At 66.4% G+C, this 16,858-nt stretch carries 24 protein-coding genes; 9 read left to right on the top strand and 15 right to left on the bottom strand.

Annotation, left to right across the window (positions count from 1 at the left end; genetic code table 11):
- Positions 1–50: 50 nt before the first annotated feature.
- Positions 51–779, bottom strand: a complete 729-nt coding sequence (locus tag AB1285_RS22120) for a class II aldolase/adducin family protein (protein WP_005050727.1) — start codon at positions 777–779, stop codon at positions 51–53.
- Between the two features lie 145 nt (positions 780–924).
- On the opposite strand from AB1285_RS22120, the gene AB1285_RS22115 reads away from it, so the two are divergent.
- The 6 genes from AB1285_RS22115 to AB1285_RS22090 are packed head-to-tail and all read left to right on the top strand — an operon-like array spanning position 925 to position 5,505.
- Positions 925–2,319: an aromatic-ring-hydroxylating dioxygenase subunit alpha gene (locus AB1285_RS22115; RefSeq protein ID WP_005050729.1), complete on the top strand. Its 1,395-nt coding sequence runs from the start codon at positions 925–927 to the stop codon at positions 2,317–2,319.
- Positions 2,316–2,909: a 3-phenylpropionate/cinnamic acid dioxygenase subunit beta gene (locus AB1285_RS22110; RefSeq protein ID WP_005050730.1), complete on the top strand. Its 594-nt coding sequence runs from the start codon at positions 2,316–2,318 to the stop codon at positions 2,907–2,909. Before AB1285_RS22115 ends, AB1285_RS22110 begins: the two co-directional genes overlap by 4 nt.
- Positions 2,906–3,220, top strand: a complete 315-nt coding sequence (locus AB1285_RS22105) for a hypothetical protein (RefSeq protein WP_005050731.1) — start codon at positions 2,906–2,908, stop codon at positions 3,218–3,220. The genes AB1285_RS22110 and AB1285_RS22105 overlap by 4 nt, the downstream gene beginning before the upstream one ends.
- Positions 3,221–3,234: 14 nt before the next feature.
- On the top strand, positions 3,235–3,429 hold the full coding sequence (locus AB1285_RS22100) for a ferredoxin (protein ID WP_005050734.1): 195 nt from the start codon (positions 3,235–3,237) through the stop codon (positions 3,427–3,429).
- Position 3,430: 1 nt separating this feature from the next.
- On the top strand, positions 3,431–4,669 hold the full coding sequence (locus AB1285_RS22095) for an NAD(P)/FAD-dependent oxidoreductase (protein WP_005050737.1): 1,239 nt from the start codon (positions 3,431–3,433) through the stop codon (positions 4,667–4,669).
- Complete coding sequence (locus tag AB1285_RS22090; RefSeq protein ID WP_005050739.1) at positions 4,666–5,505, top strand: aldo/keto reductase; 840 nt, start codon at positions 4,666–4,668, stop codon at positions 5,503–5,505. Before AB1285_RS22095 ends, AB1285_RS22090 begins: the two co-directional genes overlap by 4 nt.
- Before the next feature lie 99 nt (positions 5,506–5,604).
- On the opposite strand, the gene AB1285_RS22085 is transcribed toward AB1285_RS22090, so the two are convergent.
- Positions 5,605–6,387, bottom strand: a complete 783-nt coding sequence (locus AB1285_RS22085; RefSeq protein ID WP_039712028.1) for an IclR family transcriptional regulator — start codon at positions 6,385–6,387, stop codon at positions 5,605–5,607.
- A 180-nt stretch (positions 6,388–6,567) separates the two neighbouring features.
- On the bottom strand, positions 6,568–6,933 hold the full coding sequence (locus AB1285_RS22080) for a hypothetical protein (protein WP_135012837.1): 366 nt from the start codon (positions 6,931–6,933) through the stop codon (positions 6,568–6,570).
- A gap of 351 nt (positions 6,934–7,284) precedes the next feature.
- On the opposite strand from AB1285_RS22080, the gene AB1285_RS22075 reads away from it, so the two are divergent.
- Positions 7,285–7,839: a hypothetical protein gene (locus tag AB1285_RS22075; RefSeq protein WP_005050743.1), complete on the top strand. Its 555-nt coding sequence runs from the start codon at positions 7,285–7,287 to the stop codon at positions 7,837–7,839.
- On the opposite strand, the gene AB1285_RS22070 is transcribed toward AB1285_RS22075, so the two are convergent.
- Positions 7,760–8,167: an AMP-binding enzyme gene (locus tag AB1285_RS22070; RefSeq protein ID WP_005050745.1), complete on the bottom strand. Its 408-nt coding sequence runs from the start codon at positions 8,165–8,167 to the stop codon at positions 7,760–7,762. The genes AB1285_RS22075 and AB1285_RS22070 overlap by 80 nt on opposite strands.
- A 159-nt stretch (positions 8,168–8,326) precedes the next feature.
- Complete coding sequence (locus AB1285_RS22065) at positions 8,327–8,551, bottom strand: hypothetical protein (protein ID WP_039712023.1); 225 nt, start codon at positions 8,549–8,551, stop codon at positions 8,327–8,329.
- Between AB1285_RS22065 and AB1285_RS22060 the strand changes: the two genes are divergently transcribed.
- Positions 8,538–9,623, top strand: a complete 1,086-nt coding sequence (locus AB1285_RS22060) for an SAM-dependent methyltransferase (protein ID WP_039712022.1) — start codon at positions 8,538–8,540, stop codon at positions 9,621–9,623. The genes AB1285_RS22065 and AB1285_RS22060 overlap by 14 nt on opposite strands.
- A gap of 268 nt (positions 9,624–9,891) precedes the next feature.
- On the opposite strand, the gene AB1285_RS22055 is transcribed toward AB1285_RS22060, so the two are convergent.
- The 5 genes from AB1285_RS22055 to AB1285_RS22035 form a co-directional block, all read right to left on the bottom strand.
- On the bottom strand, positions 9,892–10,317 hold the full coding sequence (locus AB1285_RS22055; protein ID WP_005050749.1) for a hypothetical protein: 426 nt from the start codon (positions 10,315–10,317) through the stop codon (positions 9,892–9,894).
- 35 nt (positions 10,318–10,352) lie between these two features.
- Entirely contained in the window at positions 10,353–10,754 is a 402-nt protein-coding gene (locus AB1285_RS22050; protein ID WP_005050751.1) for a hypothetical protein, read from the bottom strand.
- Positions 10,751–11,575: a hypothetical protein gene (locus tag AB1285_RS22045; protein ID WP_047801722.1), complete on the bottom strand. Its 825-nt coding sequence runs from the start codon at positions 11,573–11,575 to the stop codon at positions 10,751–10,753. The genes AB1285_RS22050 and AB1285_RS22045 overlap by 4 nt, the downstream gene beginning before the upstream one ends.
- Complete coding sequence (locus tag AB1285_RS22040) at positions 11,575–13,203, bottom strand: hypothetical protein (protein WP_005050756.1); 1,629 nt, start codon at positions 13,201–13,203, stop codon at positions 11,575–11,577. The genes AB1285_RS22045 and AB1285_RS22040 overlap by 1 nt, the downstream gene beginning before the upstream one ends.
- 100 nt (positions 13,204–13,303) lie before the next feature.
- Complete coding sequence (locus tag AB1285_RS22035) at positions 13,304–13,540, bottom strand: hypothetical protein (protein ID WP_043340519.1); 237 nt, start codon at positions 13,538–13,540, stop codon at positions 13,304–13,306.
- A 93-nt stretch (positions 13,541–13,633) separates the two neighbouring features.
- On the opposite strand from AB1285_RS22035, the gene AB1285_RS22030 reads away from it, so the two are divergent.
- The gene (locus AB1285_RS22030) at positions 13,634–14,167 is read left to right on the top strand and encodes a helix-turn-helix transcriptional regulator (RefSeq protein WP_005050761.1); all 534 of its coding nucleotides are present in this window, start codon (positions 13,634–13,636) and stop codon (positions 14,165–14,167) included.
- A gap of 5 nt (positions 14,168–14,172) precedes the next feature.
- Here the strand turns inward: AB1285_RS22030 and AB1285_RS22025 are convergent, their stop codons facing one another.
- From AB1285_RS22025 to AB1285_RS22005, 5 genes are read right to left on the bottom strand one after another with little or no spacing between them, the layout of a single operon-like run.
- Entirely contained in the window at positions 14,173–14,925 is a 753-nt protein-coding gene (locus AB1285_RS22025) for an HNH endonuclease family protein (RefSeq protein WP_005050763.1), read from the bottom strand.
- Positions 14,922–15,398, bottom strand: coding sequence for a hypothetical protein (locus AB1285_RS22020; RefSeq protein WP_005050765.1), 477 nt, complete (start codon positions 15,396–15,398; stop codon positions 14,922–14,924). The genes AB1285_RS22025 and AB1285_RS22020 overlap by 4 nt, the downstream gene beginning before the upstream one ends.
- Complete coding sequence (locus AB1285_RS22015) at positions 15,398–15,700, bottom strand: hypothetical protein (protein ID WP_005050767.1); 303 nt, start codon at positions 15,698–15,700, stop codon at positions 15,398–15,400. Before AB1285_RS22015 ends, AB1285_RS22020 begins: the two co-directional genes overlap by 1 nt.
- Entirely contained in the window at positions 15,693–15,944 is a 252-nt protein-coding gene (locus tag AB1285_RS22010; RefSeq protein WP_005050769.1) for a hypothetical protein, read from the bottom strand. The genes AB1285_RS22015 and AB1285_RS22010 overlap by 8 nt, the downstream gene beginning before the upstream one ends.
- Positions 15,944–16,828 carry a hypothetical protein gene (locus AB1285_RS22005; RefSeq protein WP_005050771.1) on the bottom strand — a complete coding sequence of 295 codons (885 nt, stop codon included), beginning with the start codon at positions 16,826–16,828 and terminating at the stop codon, positions 15,944–15,946. The genes AB1285_RS22010 and AB1285_RS22005 overlap by 1 nt, the downstream gene beginning before the upstream one ends.
- Between the last annotated feature and the right edge of the window lie 30 nt (positions 16,829–16,858).

Here is a 16,858-nt window from a genome sequence, read left to right as displayed (position 1 = left end):
GATGGTGCAGTTGATCGCGACCCGGGCTCCGGACATCTGTGATGGCCCGACTACAGCAGGAGCCGTTGCTCAGCAAGTTCCTGCAGCAGGAATCGCCAGAGATGCCCGTCGTTGAATGCGTCACCCAGGTCGGGCAGGTCGGCGAGATCGTCGTCATCGATCGGCATAGGCTCGGCCCCTGCCTGCAGAACGGCGAGGTGCACGCGAGCCAGGCTGTCGACATTGATCGCGCGGATGACGGCCTGCGGGACGCTCTCGCCGACGGCCGTGAGGCCGTGACCGCGCAGGATGCCGACCGGCCGCGTGCCGAAATCGTCCGCCATGGCCGTCGCGCGTGCGTGGTTGCGGATCAGCGCAGACGAGGGGTGCGCGGGGATGCCGCCGCGCGCCATCCGCATAGCGGGGATGTTGAAGGCACCGACAATCGGTAGCAACGTCCGTCCGGTCAGCGAGAACGCGACGACAGCCGGCGGATGCGCGTGGACGACGGATCGAGCCGCAGGATTGCGGCGCAGCAGCTCAAGATGCAGAGACAGCTCGTTCGGCGCCCGGTACCCGCCGGCGAGCTCGAACGATCCCTCAAGGGGCACGGCGAGGATGTCGTCGGCGGTGGTGAACCGCAGCCCCCGCTCCTGCGGTCCGCGGGCTCGGATGAGGACGGTGTCGTCGTCGACCCGCAGGCTGACGTGCCCGAGGATGTCGTCCACGAGCCCCCGGACCGCGAGCACGCGGCAAGCATTGGCGACGAGCATGCGTTCGTCGACGTAGTCGTTCATCATCCACTTCTCCTTCGAGGCGTGATCTCCGATTGCGAATTCCTGGAAAATCTAGCAGAATCAGATTCTGTCTTAAAGAAAACCGGTCTCGACCGACATCATCTTCAAGGCGCGGAATAGGACTCTGACATCAGGAAGCAGCGACCCAATGGCGAGCAAGACGACGATCTTCGAGGACGTGCGGCGCGGCATGATCCCGGCGCACATCTATAACGACGAGGAGATCTTCGAGCAGGAGAAGAGCAAGCTCTTCAGCCGCGCGTGGATTTTCGTCGGACATGAATCCGAGATCCCTCAGCCCGGTGACTACGTGGTGCGGCATGTGCTCGACGACTCGTTTATCGTCGTGCGCGATGAGAGTGGTGAGATTCGGGCGCACTTCAACATGTGCCTGCACCGCGGGATGCAGGTGTGCCGCGCCGAGGTCGGCAACGCCTCCCACTTCCGTTGCCCCTACCACGGGTGGTCATACCGCAACGACGGCCGGATTATGGGCCTCCCGTTCCACGAGGAGGCCTACGGGGGTGAGGCAGGGTTCAACAAGAAGGGTGCACGACTGCTCCCGGCGCCGAACCTGGACACATACAACGGTCTGATCTTCATCAGCATGGACCCGAACGCGCCGACCCTGCGGGAATACATCGGCGACTTCGCGTTCTACCTCGACTACTACACCGGGCAGAGCGCCAAGGGCATCGAGCTGCGTGGCCCGCAGCGGTGGCGCGTCAACGCGAACTGGAAGATCGGCGCCGAGAACTTCGCCGGCGACATGTATCACACGCCCCAGACCCACACCTCGGTCGTCGAGATCGGGTTGTTCCGTGAGCCGAAGGCGGAGAAGCGCAAGGACGGCAACACGTACTGGGCCGGCAACGGCGGCGGCACGACCTACAAGCTCCCGCCGGGCAGCCTCGAGGAGCGGCTGCGCTACGTCGGATATCCCGACGCGATGATCGAGCGGATGAAGGAGCAATGGTCGCCTGAGCAGCTCGATGTGATTGGCCGTGACGGGTTTATGATCTCAGCGGCATCGCTCTTCCCGAACATGAGTTTCGTGCACAACTGGCCGAAGGTGGAGGACGGGGACGACGTGCTGCCCTTCATCTCGATCCGTTCGTGGCAGCCCATTAGCGAGAACGAGACGGAGGTCTACTCCTGGTTCGCGGTCGATGCCGAGGCGCCGGAGGAGTTCAAGGAGCTCTCGTACAAGGCCTACCTTATGTGCTTCGGTAGCACGGGAATGTTCGAGCAGGACGATGTCGAGAACTGGGTCTCGCTGACCACGACTGCCAAGGGTTCGATGGCTCGACGGCTCCTGCTCAACAGTCGGATGGGGACTCTCAAAGACGACACTCCGGTCGTCGCTGCGCTGACGCCTGAACAGTTCGCCGGTCCAGGCGTCGCGCACGTTGGTTACGGCGAGTACAACCAGCGTCATCTGCTCGATCGCTGGGCCGACTACCTCGACACCGATGACGAAGTCGAGGTGCAGGTCGCGAGCATCGGTACAGGCATCACCAACAACGGGGAGGCACCCGCATGATGAACACCGAGACCGGTGTCCAGATATCCGAGCAATCGCCTCTCGGCGCCCACGCCACGCGCGCCGATCGAGTCGGGCGGTCCCTACTGTTCTCCGACGAACTGCATCTCGAGGCGCATCGTTGGTTGATTGAAGAGGCTTACACCCTCGACGAGCAACGGTACGAGCACTGGCTTGAGACGCTTACAGAGGATATTCACTACATCATGCCGGTGCGTCAGACGACGGCTCTCGGGTCTTCCTTCACGACGGCGAGGGGGATGTCGCACTGGGACGAGAATAAGTACTCGCTCAGCCGCCGGGTCGCGCGATTCCTGACTGAACACGCTTGGACGGAGGACCCTCCCTCACGCCTGCGTCACTACGTGACGAACGTGCGCGTGTTCCTGTCCTCGGTCGAGGACGAGCTCATCGTCGACTCCGCCGTCCTGCTGTTCCGCAGCCGGGGAGACGTCAACGAGCCGTCAATCATCTCCGCTCACCGCGAGGACGTATTGCGTCGCGTCGGTGACGACCTGCAGTTGGCACGTCGGGTGATCATGGTGGACGAGTCGGTGCTCCGCACCCAGAACCTGGCGATCTTCCTGTGAGCGGCCTCGACTGGGAGGGTGCCGACGTCGATCGTGATGCCGCGGCGGCTGCGGCGGCGGAGCGCGAGCGTCTTATTGCCCGCACCGTCGGAGAGCCGCTCGTCATCGCCAACGAGTTTTCGGAGATCGAAGTGCGCCGCGTGGAAACTCACAACGGCACGAGGCTACTGATCGACGCCCCGAAAACTGGCCAGTGGATCGCGATCGACCCCATGGAACTCGAGGCCCTGACCTGGCAGACCACGCAGACGTTCTCCGAGATGATCGCGCGGCCTGACCAGCCGATGTTTCCCGAAATGCGACCGCAGTAGAAAAGGAGAGACCGATGGCACGGATCATCGCCGACCGCAGCGCCTGCCAGGGCTACGCCAATTGCGTTGTCGCCGCGGGCGACTACTTCGACCTAGATGACGACGCCCTAGTGATCGTTCTGCGCGAGGACCTGCCCGACAGTGACCGCAAGCGAGTAGAGGAGGCGGCGCGCAGCTGCCCCGTCTCCGCCTTGGTTGTGGAGGACTGACGTGTCGCGGGTCGTCATCGTCGGCGCCTCTGTTGGTGGGCTCAAGACCGCCCAAGCCCTTCGAAGCGAGGGATTCGAGGGCGAGATCGTCCTGATTGACCAGGAACGCCATCCCACCTACGACAAACCTCCGCTCTCGAAGAAGTACCTCACCGGTGAGACGGCGCGACACGAGATCGAGCTTCTCTCCGAGCACGAGACGCGGGGGATCGGAGCCATCTCAATCTTCGGCACGCCCGCGGCATCCCTCAACCTCGAAGGCCAGGTTGTGACGCTCGAGGACGGTACAGCCGTCTCATACGACACACTCGTGATCGCCACCGGGTCACGCGCCCGTCGCTCTCCGTGGGGTGAAGGTGAGCATATTCACTTGCTGCGTACCAGCGGCGATGCCGAGCGCTTGCGGGATGAGCTGGCCACAGCGCGGCACCTTGTGGTCATCGGCGCAGGCTTCATCGGGGGGGAGGCTGCCGCAACGGCGATCACGGCGGGCGTACGGGTCAGCATGGTTGACCCGTTCCCGGCGCCGATGTCGCGGGTGCTCAATGCCGAAGTCGGCCAGATCTTCAGCCGCAAGTATGCCCAGGAGGGCGTCGAGGAGTACTTCGGAAGGACAGTCGAAGGCGTCGAACAGACGGCAGACGGGGTGCGCGTGGTGCTCGATGGCGGCGAGATCATCGAGGCCGATGCAGCTCTCGTCGGTATCGGAGCTGTGGTCAACACAGAGTGGCTCGAGGGTTCCGGCATCGAACTCGACAACGGGGTGACCTGCGACTCTGGGCTGCGGGCCATCGGGCATCCTGAGATCTTTGCCGTCGGCGATATCGCACGTTGGGCGAGTGCGTCGCGCAACGTCTCGCTGCGCCTCGAACATTGGACCAATGCCGTTGATCAGGCTCGCGTCGTCGCACACAACATCGTCCACCCTGATGATTGCGAGGACTACGACACGACCGAGTATGTCTGGAGCGACCAGTACGACTGGAAGATCCAGATCGTCGGGCATACCGGATCTGATCACTGGACGATGGTGGGCGACCCTGCGCAGGACCGCTTCGCCGTCGTGTACGGCGAGAGCCAAGGGCAGGCCGAAGGTGCCGTCATCGTGAACTGGCCGCGTGCCCTCGTCGACGCCCGCCGCTCGGTCGCCTCGCGAGCGAAGGCGGACGAGCTGATACATCGGCTGCGCGCCCTCCTCGAGCCCTCGAGCACGGCTCCGGCGAAGGCGGCCGCCCGATGAGAGCTGACGACACCACCCTCCCCCTCCTGCACGGTCACCGCATCCCGCGAATCGGGGTGGGCACGTGGCCACTCACGGGAGACGAGTGCGCAACGATGGTCGAGAAGGCGGTCGGCTACGGTTACCGCCTGTTCGATACGGCGTACAAGTACGCGAATGAGGAGGCCGTCGGTGCCGGTCTGCGTGCATCGGGCATCCCTCGTGACGAGGTCTTCATCACGAGCAAGTTCAACAAGGAGGACCACAGCGTCGAGGGAGTGCAGCGCGCGTACGACCGATCGCTGAAGACCCTTCGCGTCGACTACCTCGATCTGTTCCTGATCCATTGGCCGGTTCCGGCCCTCGACCGATACGTCGAAGCGTGGAAGGGTCTGGTGAGACTGCTCGAAGAGGGACGAGTGAAGGCGATCGGCGTCTCCAACTTCAAGTCTCACCACCTTCAGCGCGTCGTCGACGCGACCGGTGTCGTCCCCGACGTCGATCAGATCCAGCTCAGCGTCGACATCGCCCGTGTCGAACAGCGCAGCTTCCAGCGCGCTCACGGCATCCTGACCGAGGCGTGGAGCCCGCTCGGACGCGGAGGAGCCCTGCTGTCCGATCCCGCGGTGACCGCGATCGCGTCGAAGTATGACAAGTCGCCCGCACAGGTCCTACTGCGCTGGCACATCGAGGAAGGGATCGTTCCCGTCCCGCGCGCCGGCGATGAGAAGCATCTCGCGCAGAACATCGACGTCTTCGATTTCACGCTCAGCTCGGAGGATATGGCGACGCTGAGTGGGCTGGATCAAGGCGAAGAAGCCGCCCGCGACCCGGACGATCCGGCCAACGGGCACTGAGGCCCACGGCGGCGGGTCGGTCGCTCCCGCAGCCACGCTCATCAGCGGCGTGTTCGCGTGCGCAGCGCATCCATGGGCGCTACGACGACCCGGGCCGGTTCACCCCAACAGTTCGGCGAGGCGGATCGCGGCGTCCTGCAGTGACCGCGCTAGGGACTTGACCTTGCCCGGCGGTAACCGCTGCACGGGCGCGGAGGCGTTGATCGCCAGTCGCAGTCCCGACGAGACGTGGACCGGGACCGCGACGCTCGCCACGCCGTCCTCGCTTTCCTGCCGATTCACGGCATAACCGTCCAGTCGTGTCCGAACCAGTTCGGCGACGAGTTCGTCTCGGGAACGTATGGAGTTCGGTGTGACGATCTCGAGCTGCTCGTCCGGGTACAGCCGGAAGAGCTGCTCGTCGCTCAGCTCGGCAAGCAGCGCCTTGCCGGTCGAGGTGCAATGCGCCGGCAGGGTCTTGCCCAGTCTCGAAACCACGCGCACGGCCACATCGGGCTCGGCAACGGCGAGGAATCGGACATGGTTGCCCTCGAGCGTGCCCAGGTGGCAGGTCTCACCGAGGGCGGCGCTGAGGTCCTCGAGGATCGGCTGCGCCAGTCTCGGGACATCCATCCTGCGCAGCACCGAGAAGGCCACCGTCGTCAGCGCCGGGCCAGGGCCGTAAGCCTTGGTCACCGGGTTCTGCCGCACGAAGCCGCGCCATGCCAGCATCGCGAGAAGTCGGTGCGCGGTCGAGGTCGCCACCCCGAGGAGGGCACCGGCGTCCGTGAGCCGCAGCTCGTGCTCCTCACCCAGCAGCAGGATCAGCTTCAGCGCGTTGTCGACCGACTCGATCGGATACTGGGGTGGATCGCCCGGCGACCCGAGCTGTCGATTCTGCACGGCAGAAAGCTTACTTGCAACGTGGGCGCGCTCCTCCTGCACCGCGCGCTCCGATGCCGACCCGACAGGCGGGAGGATCGTCTCCGCGGTGCCACTGCAGCCCGTGCCACCCCACGCCGCCCGCGTGGCTCCCTGTGACGGCCCCGACGGCCCAGGCGCTCTACGGTCGGAGCAGGACCTTCAGGCTGCTGGACGCGTCGCGGGACTGCTCGAAGGCGGCGGCGGCATCGTCGAAGGCGAACTCGTGGGTCGCCAGCGGCGACAGATCGATCCCCTGGGCGTCGGACGCCTGACGATCGACTCGAGGACGGCCTCGTACTCGCGATGAGCGATGGCGAACGACTGCGGGTGCCACAACTGATAGATGTGTAAGCAGCGTTCCGGGTAGGAGTCCACTACCCGCCCCAACGGGATGTCTGCACGCGCGACGCAGCAGCGGAGGAACGCGTGGTGCGCCACCAGCCAGGCGTCCATGTCACCGACTGCCAGCGCCGCATCCATTAGCGTCCCGTACTCGCGCGAAGCGCCGATCTCGGAGCGCAGCATCCGTCCACCGTCCGGCGCGCGCCTAAGGACTCCAGCTGAAGCCGGACACCGTAGAGCTGGTCGACCTCTTCTACGTCCGGGTGATACACCGTCGCTCGGCGATGGTATCGGCCTCGTTTGAGCCTTTCTTCCCGCAGCAAGCGAAACGCCTCGTGCAAATGACCTCCCCGTCGATCCAGGTCTTTCAACTTTCCATCCTGCGTGAGGCGGCAGTGGCGGTGACACTCCACTGCTCGGAAGAGCACTATTTCGCGCTATTGATCCGGACCCCGATGGTCGGAAGCTGTTCAGTGCCGCGTCATCGGCGCAATACGCTGGGAGACGGGGCTTCCTCTGCCCCGGGAGGACACCATGCAACCAGATAACCTCACGGTCACGGCTCGGGTGGCGCGCACAGCCGTCCCCGGGCGGCTGGACGATCTCACCGAGTGGGCGCATGGTTTCACCGGCCGGGCCCAGTCGTTCCCCGGCTACCGGGAGTCGAAGGTCCGAGTCTCGGAACGGCACCGGCGCCAGGTTGTCGTCGAGATCACGTTCGCTTCCCCCCATGACCTCATCCGGTGGGAGGACAGTAAGGAGCGGCAGGCGCACCTGCAACAGGCCGTGCCGCTCACGATCGGGCAGGCCCGTCCACTGACTCCGGACGCCCTCACCGGTGCAATCCCGACGGCCGGTCCCGCGCGCCCGCGGTGGTGGACGGCGATTTTAGTGTGGATCGCGCTGGTACCGCCTGCCATGTTCAACGCCTACTTCATCGCTCCGCTCCTGACCGGCCTGCCGCCGTACCTCCAGATCCTATGTACGACGCCACTGACCGTCGCGTGCGTCATCTGGGTGATGTTGCCTCTATTGCACGCGCTCGAGGAGAGCATCCGCCACTGGCTCGCGTGGCGGCGCGGGCGCTGAGCGTCTGCCCCATTAGGCGCTGTCGCGGCGGGCAAAGCCCTCTCCGCTCCCTCTTGTCAATCTTGCCTACCTTGGTGAGGGGCATGTCGTCGACGGCGATCAGCCGCTCGGGGTGCTTATGCTTAGCCACCCCGGCGGACTCCATGGCGGCGCGGATCCGTTCGAGCCCGAGCGGGCCGCCCTCCTTGAGACTCACGTAGACGCATACCCGCTCGCTGAACACGGGGTCGAGCATCGCGACGGCGGCCGCTAGATCGAAGCTGTCATAGCGGTAGACGAGGTCCTCCACCTCTTCGCACGAAATCTTCTCGCTGCCTCGGTTGATCATGTCGAGATGTAGCCATCCTCGGTGAAGGACCGCGCGTTCGTCTCAGGTGCGCGGTAGCATCCGCGCGGGGTGTAGCGGATCGGTTTCCTGCTCGAGCATAGATCGACGGCTCATCAGATGCCTCCAGAGTTCTTTTCGTCGGTTATGTCGGTGTGGTGATCAGCGGCGGCGCTGGCGCTTGCCGCCCCAGAACGCGCGGACTGCCATGGTGATCGCTTCGTCTTTGGTGAGGCGATCACCACGGGCCGCGGCTTCGTCGCGTGCCTGGTTGATGTACTCGAAGACGTCCGGAGGTAGTCGGAAGGTCGCGGGGTGTTTTTCGATGCGCTGGACATTGTACGGGCCGCGCTTCTTGCCGGTGCGGGGCGACGTGTCACACCCCAATCAGGGCGGCTTCGACGTCGTCATCGGCAACCCACCCTACGTCAACCGGCGCGAGCTCAGCTACCGCATCACCGGCTTCGAGACAGACAACGTCGACGACATCTACGCCTCCTGCTGCGAGCGCTCGGCGCAGATCACGCGCCCGGATGGCCGGCTCAGCCTGATCGTTCCCATCCGCAGCCAGTTCGCCGATCGCGACGAGTCACTGCGGAAGTTCTACGAGCGGCGGTTCGATGCGATCTGGGTGAGCACCTTCCAGGAACGCCCGGCTGCCCTGTTCCAGGTGAAGGTGCGCAGCACGATCATCACCGCCGCCGGGTATGGCAGCGTCTCCGAGCTGCACACGACGCTCACCCACAGCTGGATCGAGGCGTTCCGTCCGCATCTGATGGCGACACTGCGGTATTCGCTTCGGCCCGCCGGCTCGCGGACCCCGAACTGGATGCGCGCCAGCAGCGACGCGATGTTCGAGCTGATCGACACGCTGCTTGCGAAGGGCACGATCTCCTCGACGCCGCTTGTCCGTGTGAGCGACTACTCCGTCGGTTTCAAGAAGACCGCCACGTACTTCCTGAGCACGTACACGGTGCCGCCGGTCACCTACGACAAGACCACGCACGCCACGGTGCCCCTCAACGAGGGGAAGCTGTTCGTTCAGAACCGGAAGGACCAGCTCGCGGCCAGCGCGATCGCGGCGTCGCGGCTGGCGTTCCTGTGGTGGACGTTCACGGGCGACTGCTTCAACGTCACCAAGGGCACGATGTCGCAGATCCCATTCTCCCCGCACGCTTACGGGCAGGACACGTTCGATGCTCTGGTGGAGCTCGGCGAGAGGATCGAGGAGGCGCTGCCGGCCGTGCGCTCCTGGGATCTCAACTCCGGGAAGTACGTGGGCGGGTACGCGATCCCCGAACTGCGTCATCTCACCGGTCAGGCCGACGAGATCATGCTGGAGGCGATCGGCCGCATCGATCTGCTGCCGGAGATCCAGTACGCCCACGCCCGGATGTACAAGAGCACCGGGATTTCCGCGACGACACTGCGAAAGTTGCCGTTCGAGGTCGAGGTGTGACGCGCGACATCCGCACGGGTCCTTTGCCCTCGAGCGACTGCGATCGTTCGTCCGGGTCAGGATCCTCTGAGTGATGGATATGACAGGTAGGCGCTACCGGATGAGTTGACCCATCTCCCAGTCGCCGAGAGGGATCGTCCGACAAGTTCTGTCAGCGGTCCAAGCGGGACGGTGGCGGTCAGGTTGATCATCGCCGCACAGCATAGAACGCGTTCTCGAACTCGATGGGCGGGACGACACACCGACAGCGGTGGGGTGCCTACCCTTCTCAGGCGGAGTCACGGAGCGAGGTGACAAGCTCCGCGGGGAGGGCAAAGACCTTCTCGAGCAACGGGAGAAGGTCCCGGACTGCCTCGAGGTGCTGCTCTTCGGTCAGATCGTCGATCGCCGGAGGCTCGTCGCCAGTCCAGCCGATCGCTTCCGCCACGATCGTCAGGGACCAGGAGTCCCACCTGAGCCGCCCCTCGGATCGCAGCTGCTCCCGGAACTGACCGAGCACGCCCACGGGCTGAAACGCATTGCGATCGCGCGCGAGCTCGTCGCGAACGTACAACATCGCCGTTTCGAAACCGAGCAGGAACGTGTGCACTCGCTCGAACGTGACGGGCTGCCCGATATACATTCCGGATCGCTTCACGAATGCCTCGGCGATCGAGTAGACCGGCAACTCGGCCGGCCCGTTAGTTTCACTCATCTCGACTTCCCTGCCAGCAGCTCAGGAGACGGTCATTACCCGCGGCGCCGTTTGCGGCCCCAGTAGGCGCGAAGCGCAACGGTGACGATCTCGTCCTTGGTGAGGCGGTCGCCGCGGCTGGCTGCATCCTGCTTGGCCCAGTCCATCAGTTCAAGCGCGTCGTCGGGGAGACGGATCGAGACGGGCTTCTTCTGGACGTAGACGACGTTGTAGGGCCCCCGCTTCTTCTTCGCCGGCGGTGGCGTCTCCGCCTCGGCCGACTCAGGAGGCGTCGCGCTCGCCGCTGCCGGCTTCTGGCTTGCGCGAGGTGCGCGTGCGGGTGCTTCGGACGTCGCTGCCTGGTCGACGTCGCTGGTGACTTCCTCAGCGGGGGGCGCGGCCTTGCGTGCGCGGGGCTTCGCTGCAGCTGTGGGCTTCTTCGGGGCGGCCATGGTCACTGACCACCTCCTCGGTTTCCACGGCGGCGAGCGCGGCGCTCCTCGATGCGCCGCTTCTCTTCCATGCTGATGAGCTCCGCCGGCGACAGCGAGCGGGGGCGGCGAGTGCGGCCGCGCTCGGCCTGCCTCTGGTACTCGGTCGTCTTGGCCGTGCTGACGACGTTGAGGGTGACGCCGGTGATGGTGTCGCGGCTGGTGTCGAGGTTCACGTATCGGTTCTTCGACTCTTCGCGGAACCAGCCGAGGGCGTCGCCGCCGTTCTCGTGGATGCGCTTGAGCATCGTCGAGGCGTTGTACGAGTTGACCTCCATCACGCGGCCGTTGGAGAAGGTCAGGTGGGCGGTGATCTGCTTCTGCTTGTCGTGGGACTGGCCCTTGGCGGCGTTGCGGACCTGCTTGATCAGTTCGGCGTTCGCCTGCTCGCGGCCCTTCGCGGTGCGGCCCTTGGGGATGCGCATCTCGATGTACCGGTCGCCCCCGGTGGCGTATGCCACGTCGACGCGCAGCCGACCACCCTGGCGACCCTCAACGTAGGTGCCGCTGAGGTCTTCGGGGATGACGGGCTTGGCGCCGGCCTTGCCTCGCACGGGGGCGATCGAGCCGTCCTTGCGCCGGCGCCGCGGCGGGACGTGGGTGAGGCGTCCGGTGTCAGCGAGCTCCTGGAGCGCCTGGCGGTAGAGGGCGCCGCTGGTTTCGCCGTTGAGGATCTTGCGGACCATTCGAGGCGAGCGGTGCAGCTCCTCGGCGATCTCGGCCGTGCTGATGCCCTTGCGCCGCAGATCGCGGATGAGGTCTTGGGCGGTGCGCTGCTGGTCAGCCATCAGCCCTTCTCCTCTGCCTGCTCGAGCGCCTTGGCGATGCCGGCCCGCTCGGCACGTGCTTTCAGCGCGTCACGCTGCCGCAGCGTCTCCGGCGTGATGAAGGATCCGTTGAGGTAGCCCTGCAGGCGCAGGCGCCCGGTCTTGCCGTCGTCGCCGCCGCCGATGAACCGGTCCGGCAGGGACCACGCCGGCAGCTTGGTCGTGTAGATCGCATCACCCTGGATGCCGATGAGCGTCGAGGGGTCGACCGTGAGAGCACCGGAGGTGTAGCCGCCGAGGGAGCTGGGGCCGTGGAGGACGCGAGCGCGTGCGCGACCCCAGACCTGGGCGGCGAGCTCCGGGTGGTAGAAGCTTCGGGTGCGGTCGTTCGGGCGCGACGGGATGCGATAGATCCAGAGGTTGCCCTGTCGCAGCATCTTGGCCCTGTACTCGGGCGGGACGTCATCGGGCGACGCGGCGACGCGGGTCTCGTCGCGGCCCGCGGCGGCGAATGCACCGATCGAGTGCAGCATGATGTTCCGCAGCGCGGCGAGCACAGCGCGGCGCAGGTCCGGGTGCATCTCGTCCTGCAGCTGGACTCGCTCGCGGGCGCGCGTCATGCGCTCGGTGAAGGTGTCTAGAGGCTTGGCCTTGCGGAACACCACGGCCTCGTGAGGGCGGATCTCCCACCCGTGCTTGAGGGCGACGTGGATCTCGCTGCCGTCGGCCCAGGTGTCGTGCACCGCTCCGGGCCGGTTCGGATAGAACCAGCCTTCGCGAACGTCCAGGTGCTTCACACCGAGCAGGCCAACGTGGTTCCAGCCCTGAGGGACGCGGAACCGCACGTGGAAGCGGGCGCGCGCGTAGGGGTCTTGCTCGAGCAGCTCGTACGCGGCGGCCTGGTTCAGCCGGATCGCGGGGCCGATACCGAGCTCGCGCCCGACGCCGGCGAACATGAACCGGCCGTCGACGTAGGCGAACTCGCTGATCTTCTTCGTCTTGGCCGGGTCGATCAGCGGGACGCAGTCCTCGTGCTTGGCGAACGACTCCCCCGCGACCAGGTGGTCGTAGTGGTGCAGGCCCGAGGTGAAGTGGATCTCCTGGGCGATGTCGTCTTCGACCGGCACGGGGTTGATGTTCTTCGGCAGCGACAGCGCCCACAGGTTCGTTCCGGTGGCGGCAGGGCTGTTGAACAGGCGCGCGTTCTCGTCGGCGTGGCGAATGATCGACGCGGTGACGTTCCAGGCCAGACGAGCCTGGGCAGGGGTCAGCGGCCCGTCGCCGAACCACTCCTCCGCGGTGCGGACTTCGATCTTGAAGCCGGTGACCGCGTGCTCGAACCGACCGGTGGGCGGGCCGTTGTTGACCCAGTGGGCTCCGGGCTTCCAGTTCGGGGTCTGGACGTACAGCCAGTGCCGCACGCCAGGCGCAGGCTCGGGGCGCTTCCCGGTCAGCATGATGCGGTTAGCGCCGTACGAGGCAGCCGTGTCGAGCAGGTCCGTCAGGTTGGGGTTCTTGCGGCGCTCGCCGATGACGGGGCGAACGGGCGTGCCGGCGTCGGTGACGCCTTGCCCGGTGGTCTGGTCGACCCAGATCGTGGGCACGTCCTTCGGCGTCCACGGCTTGGGTCGGTAGTTCAGCTCGTCCATCTCACCCCCTCATTCGTCAGGTTATATTAGTCAAGAGTGCTTGAAAATTGCAATCAGATTTCGCAGTCGACGGGCGCTCCATGAAGGTCTGGCGGGGTCGCTAGGACGCGAGGCGGCCGCCGTAAGAGCGCCCGCGTCCGTGGTAGGACTTCTGCGCCTTCCGCAGCCCTTCCTCGGTCATCCCCAGCAGGAGGGCGATCTCTCGCTGGGTCAGCTCGGCCGCGCGCGCCTCGTCGACGACTTTGCCGCGGCGTTCGCGCAGCTCGTCCGCTTGCGCGAGCTGCTGGCCGATGCGACGGAGCTCCTCACGGATGGCGTCCGCGTCCTTGTTAGCCATGCGCCCCAGCATCCCCAACCAAGTTGGGTCTGGTTGCCGCGGCGCGCCGTAACCGCGAAAGTGGTTATATTCATCCAGCTGAGAGGAGCGCTGATGACCGGACGGCACCTCACCACGGCGGACGTCGCCGAGAAGCTCGGCGTGTCCGTCGTCGCGGTCTACAAGATGCGCTCCATCAGCAACAAGCTGCGCAGAGCCGGCCAGGAGGGTCCTCTGCTCCCCGAGCCGGTTGCCATAGAAGGCAACTCCCCGCTCTACGACGAGGCCGCGATCGACGCATTCGCGCAGGAGCGCGCGCGCAGGGCGCCCTCGCAGCGCGGCCGCCGGCCGCGACTGATGCCGGGACTGGCGCGCGATGCGGCTTTCGCGGAGCGGTTGCGGGCGGCGATCGCGGACGGGGCGGGGGCGCCCGAGGTTCCCACGCAGGCGGCTCTGATCGACCTGCTCGGCTTGAACGTCGTCACGTTCGGTGAGCGGATGCGAGGGCGCACCCGCTGGACCGACGCCGAGCTCGAGGTGATCAGGCGCACCCTCGGTGTCGACACGACGGATGCGAACGAGGTCGTAGACCGCGCTCGCGCGGCCAAGCGTCAGGCGCGCGCGGCGAGATCCCACGCGGGTTCGTAGCGGCTTCACGACATGCTCCCGCTCTCGTCGCTGGCTTGCTGGGCAGCGCAGGTTGAGAGCGTGTCCACGAGCGCACCGCGGTCGGCTTCGTCGACCGCGAGGTGCCAGGTGTCGACGATCTCCGTGTAGCGGGCGACGTAGGTGCACACGTAGTCGGCGTTCGATGGCAGCCACAGGGCTGGCCCGTGGTCGTTCTTGGCCGCATTCGTGTTGCCATCGACGGCGACGATGTTGTCGAACGAGTTGGCGAACTGAATGCGCTGCTGCTCGGTCCACGCCCACGCGCCCCCGGCGTGCGCCGCCGAAAGGCTGACGATGTGGTCGATCTGGACGCCGGAGCTTCCCGGGGCTCCAGGGGCGGCGATCCGGTCGTGCTCGAACTCAATGCGTGTGCCCGTGTACGGATCGGGGTCGAGCACGCCGGAGAGCACCGTGCAACCGTCACGGACGACGTCCTGCAGCTGGACGGCGAGGAGATCGTCTCGCTGATCGCAGCCGTTTCCCTCGATGTCGATCCAGCGCTCGCCGAACGTGGCGCGGCGATACTCGGGAATCTCCTCGGTGGGATCGATCAGCGGCAGCTCCTGCGCGACTGCGGCGAGCGCGGTGTAGTCGTAGGTCGGGTCCGGGGCGGGTGCCTGCGGGCGCGTCCATGTGTCGATCCAGGAGGTGATGCCCAGCTGGTGGGCGCCGAAGCCGAGCGCGAGAGCTGCGACCGCGGCGAGGGCTGTGCTGGCGCGGCGGGTGCGTCGGTTCATCTGCGCTCCTTTGCCTGTGCGGTGTCGGCTTGGTCGAGCAGCAGTATGGTTCGGGCGATCTGGGTGCGTGCCTCGTCGATGACCTCGAGGGTTTCGTCGTCGGCGTCGAGCTCTGAGAGTGCGTGGCTCTGGCGGCGGAGCTGGTCGCCGAGGTGGAACATGCCGGCACTGAGGAGGACCTCGGCGAGCGCGGCCGCGCGGGCGCCTTGGTGGTCGGCGCTGACGGCGAGGTCGTCGATGATCTCGATGAGGGTTGCGCGGGATCCCATCGTTGGGTCTTCTCCTGGAGTGAGCTCGCGGAGCGCTTCACGGTTGAGCAGCGTCTGGAAGAGCCTGTGCATCCGTTGGGTGAGGGGGCGGCCGTCGCGGCGGGTGCAGTTGAGCGCGAACTCGCGGAAGCTCCATCGGACGGTGACGGGTGTGCCGGTCTGGATGGTCATGGCTTCCTGGAGGCGCACGGCGATGTCGGTCATCAGTGCTCCTCGGTTCGGCCCAGGTGGGGGATCTGCTTGAGGTGGGCGCCGCGGCCGTTGCCGAGCTGGGGGGAGATCGCGCAGCTGGGCAGGTGCAGTCTCGCGTTCGGCCCGTGGCCTGCTGCCGCGTGGGGTGTGGGCTGCCGCGTTGGCCGGGTGTGCCGGGCGCCTCGCTGAGTCAGCGGGAGGGGGTTGAAGCGCAGCGACAGGGCCCAGCGATGGCCGCCGAGCGCGCGGACGACCCGCAGCCACTCTCCCTCTTTGGTGGAGTCGATGGTGAAGGTGTTCGGCTGGTCAGACATCTGCGGCTTCTTTCGGTGCGAAGGGGCTGTTCTTGGCGTCGCGGAGCATCTGCCGGGTGATCGGCTCGGTCTCCTCGAGCGAGGCGAGCGAGAAGTAGTGGCGGCGGGCGCGGGCCGCTTCGGTGCAGGTGAGCAGCTGGCGGTTGCCGTGGTTCGGGCATCCTCCCTTGCTGCGGCATCCGGCCAGGTAGCCGGCGGTGGTGCCGTGCAGGGCGGCTTCGAGGATGTCGAGCGTCTTGCTCATCAGGCGGCCTGCCGGAGTCCGAGGTCGTCACGGTCGCGGTCGATGGTGCGGACGTCGACGCCGAGCAGGTCGCTGAGCTGGGTGAGGCTGAGTCCGCGTTCGGTCCCGCGTCGGGTGGCTTCGAGGCGCTCGTCTCGGGTGAGGCGGACGTTCTGGCCGGCGAGAGCGAGCTCGATCGCGATCTCGTCGAGCAGGGGTTCCTGCCCGGCTGTGGGCGGTGCCGGGTCGGTGTCGATGTCGTCCCAGGCCAGCGGCGGCAGCCAGCCGTGCCGGCGTGCGACCGTGAGTGCGTAGGAGCGGCCGACCCGCTGCGCTCGGGTGTGGGTGGGGGGCTGCTGGTCCCAGAGCTCGTCGTAGAGCGCGGCGATGTCGTCGTGGACACGGATGTCCACGTAGGCGCCTTCGAGTGCCTTGTTGACCTTCCAGCGCGGGTAGCCGAGTCGGCGTGCGATCTCGTGGTGGTTCCATCCGATCGCGGCCAGAGCCTGGAGGCGCCGGCGGGTGCCGCGGCCGTTGACTCGGCCCTGCGCGGCGAGAGTGCTGCTGTCGGGGGTGACTGCGAGGAGTTTGCGGGCGGTGGCGCCGGTGACGAACCGTGCCGTCTCGCTGTTGAGCAGGCGACGGACCGTGGCGCCGCCGACGCCGGCGCTGATGGCGATCCGTTCGGGGATCATCCCGGTGTCGACCAGTGCCTGCAGGTGCTGCCGGATCGGCTCGATGGGTTGGTGCGCGTCCTGGTATCGCCCGTAGGCCAGGAGACGGTAGCGGTCGCGGCGGCGGCGCGCGTTGCCGTCCATGCAGGCGCGGCACCCGCAGAGGTGGACGACGTAGCAGGTGGAGGTCAGCCCGTGCTTGTGGTCCGGCGGGCAGGTGTGGGTCCGCATCTTCTCCTCCTCACAGATGGTTATATTCCC

The organism is Microbacterium sp. NRRL B-14842, from assembly GCF_050470785.1.
Note: the sequence above shows the minus strand (reverse complement) of the source record. Positions and strands in the feature narration are given on the sequence as shown.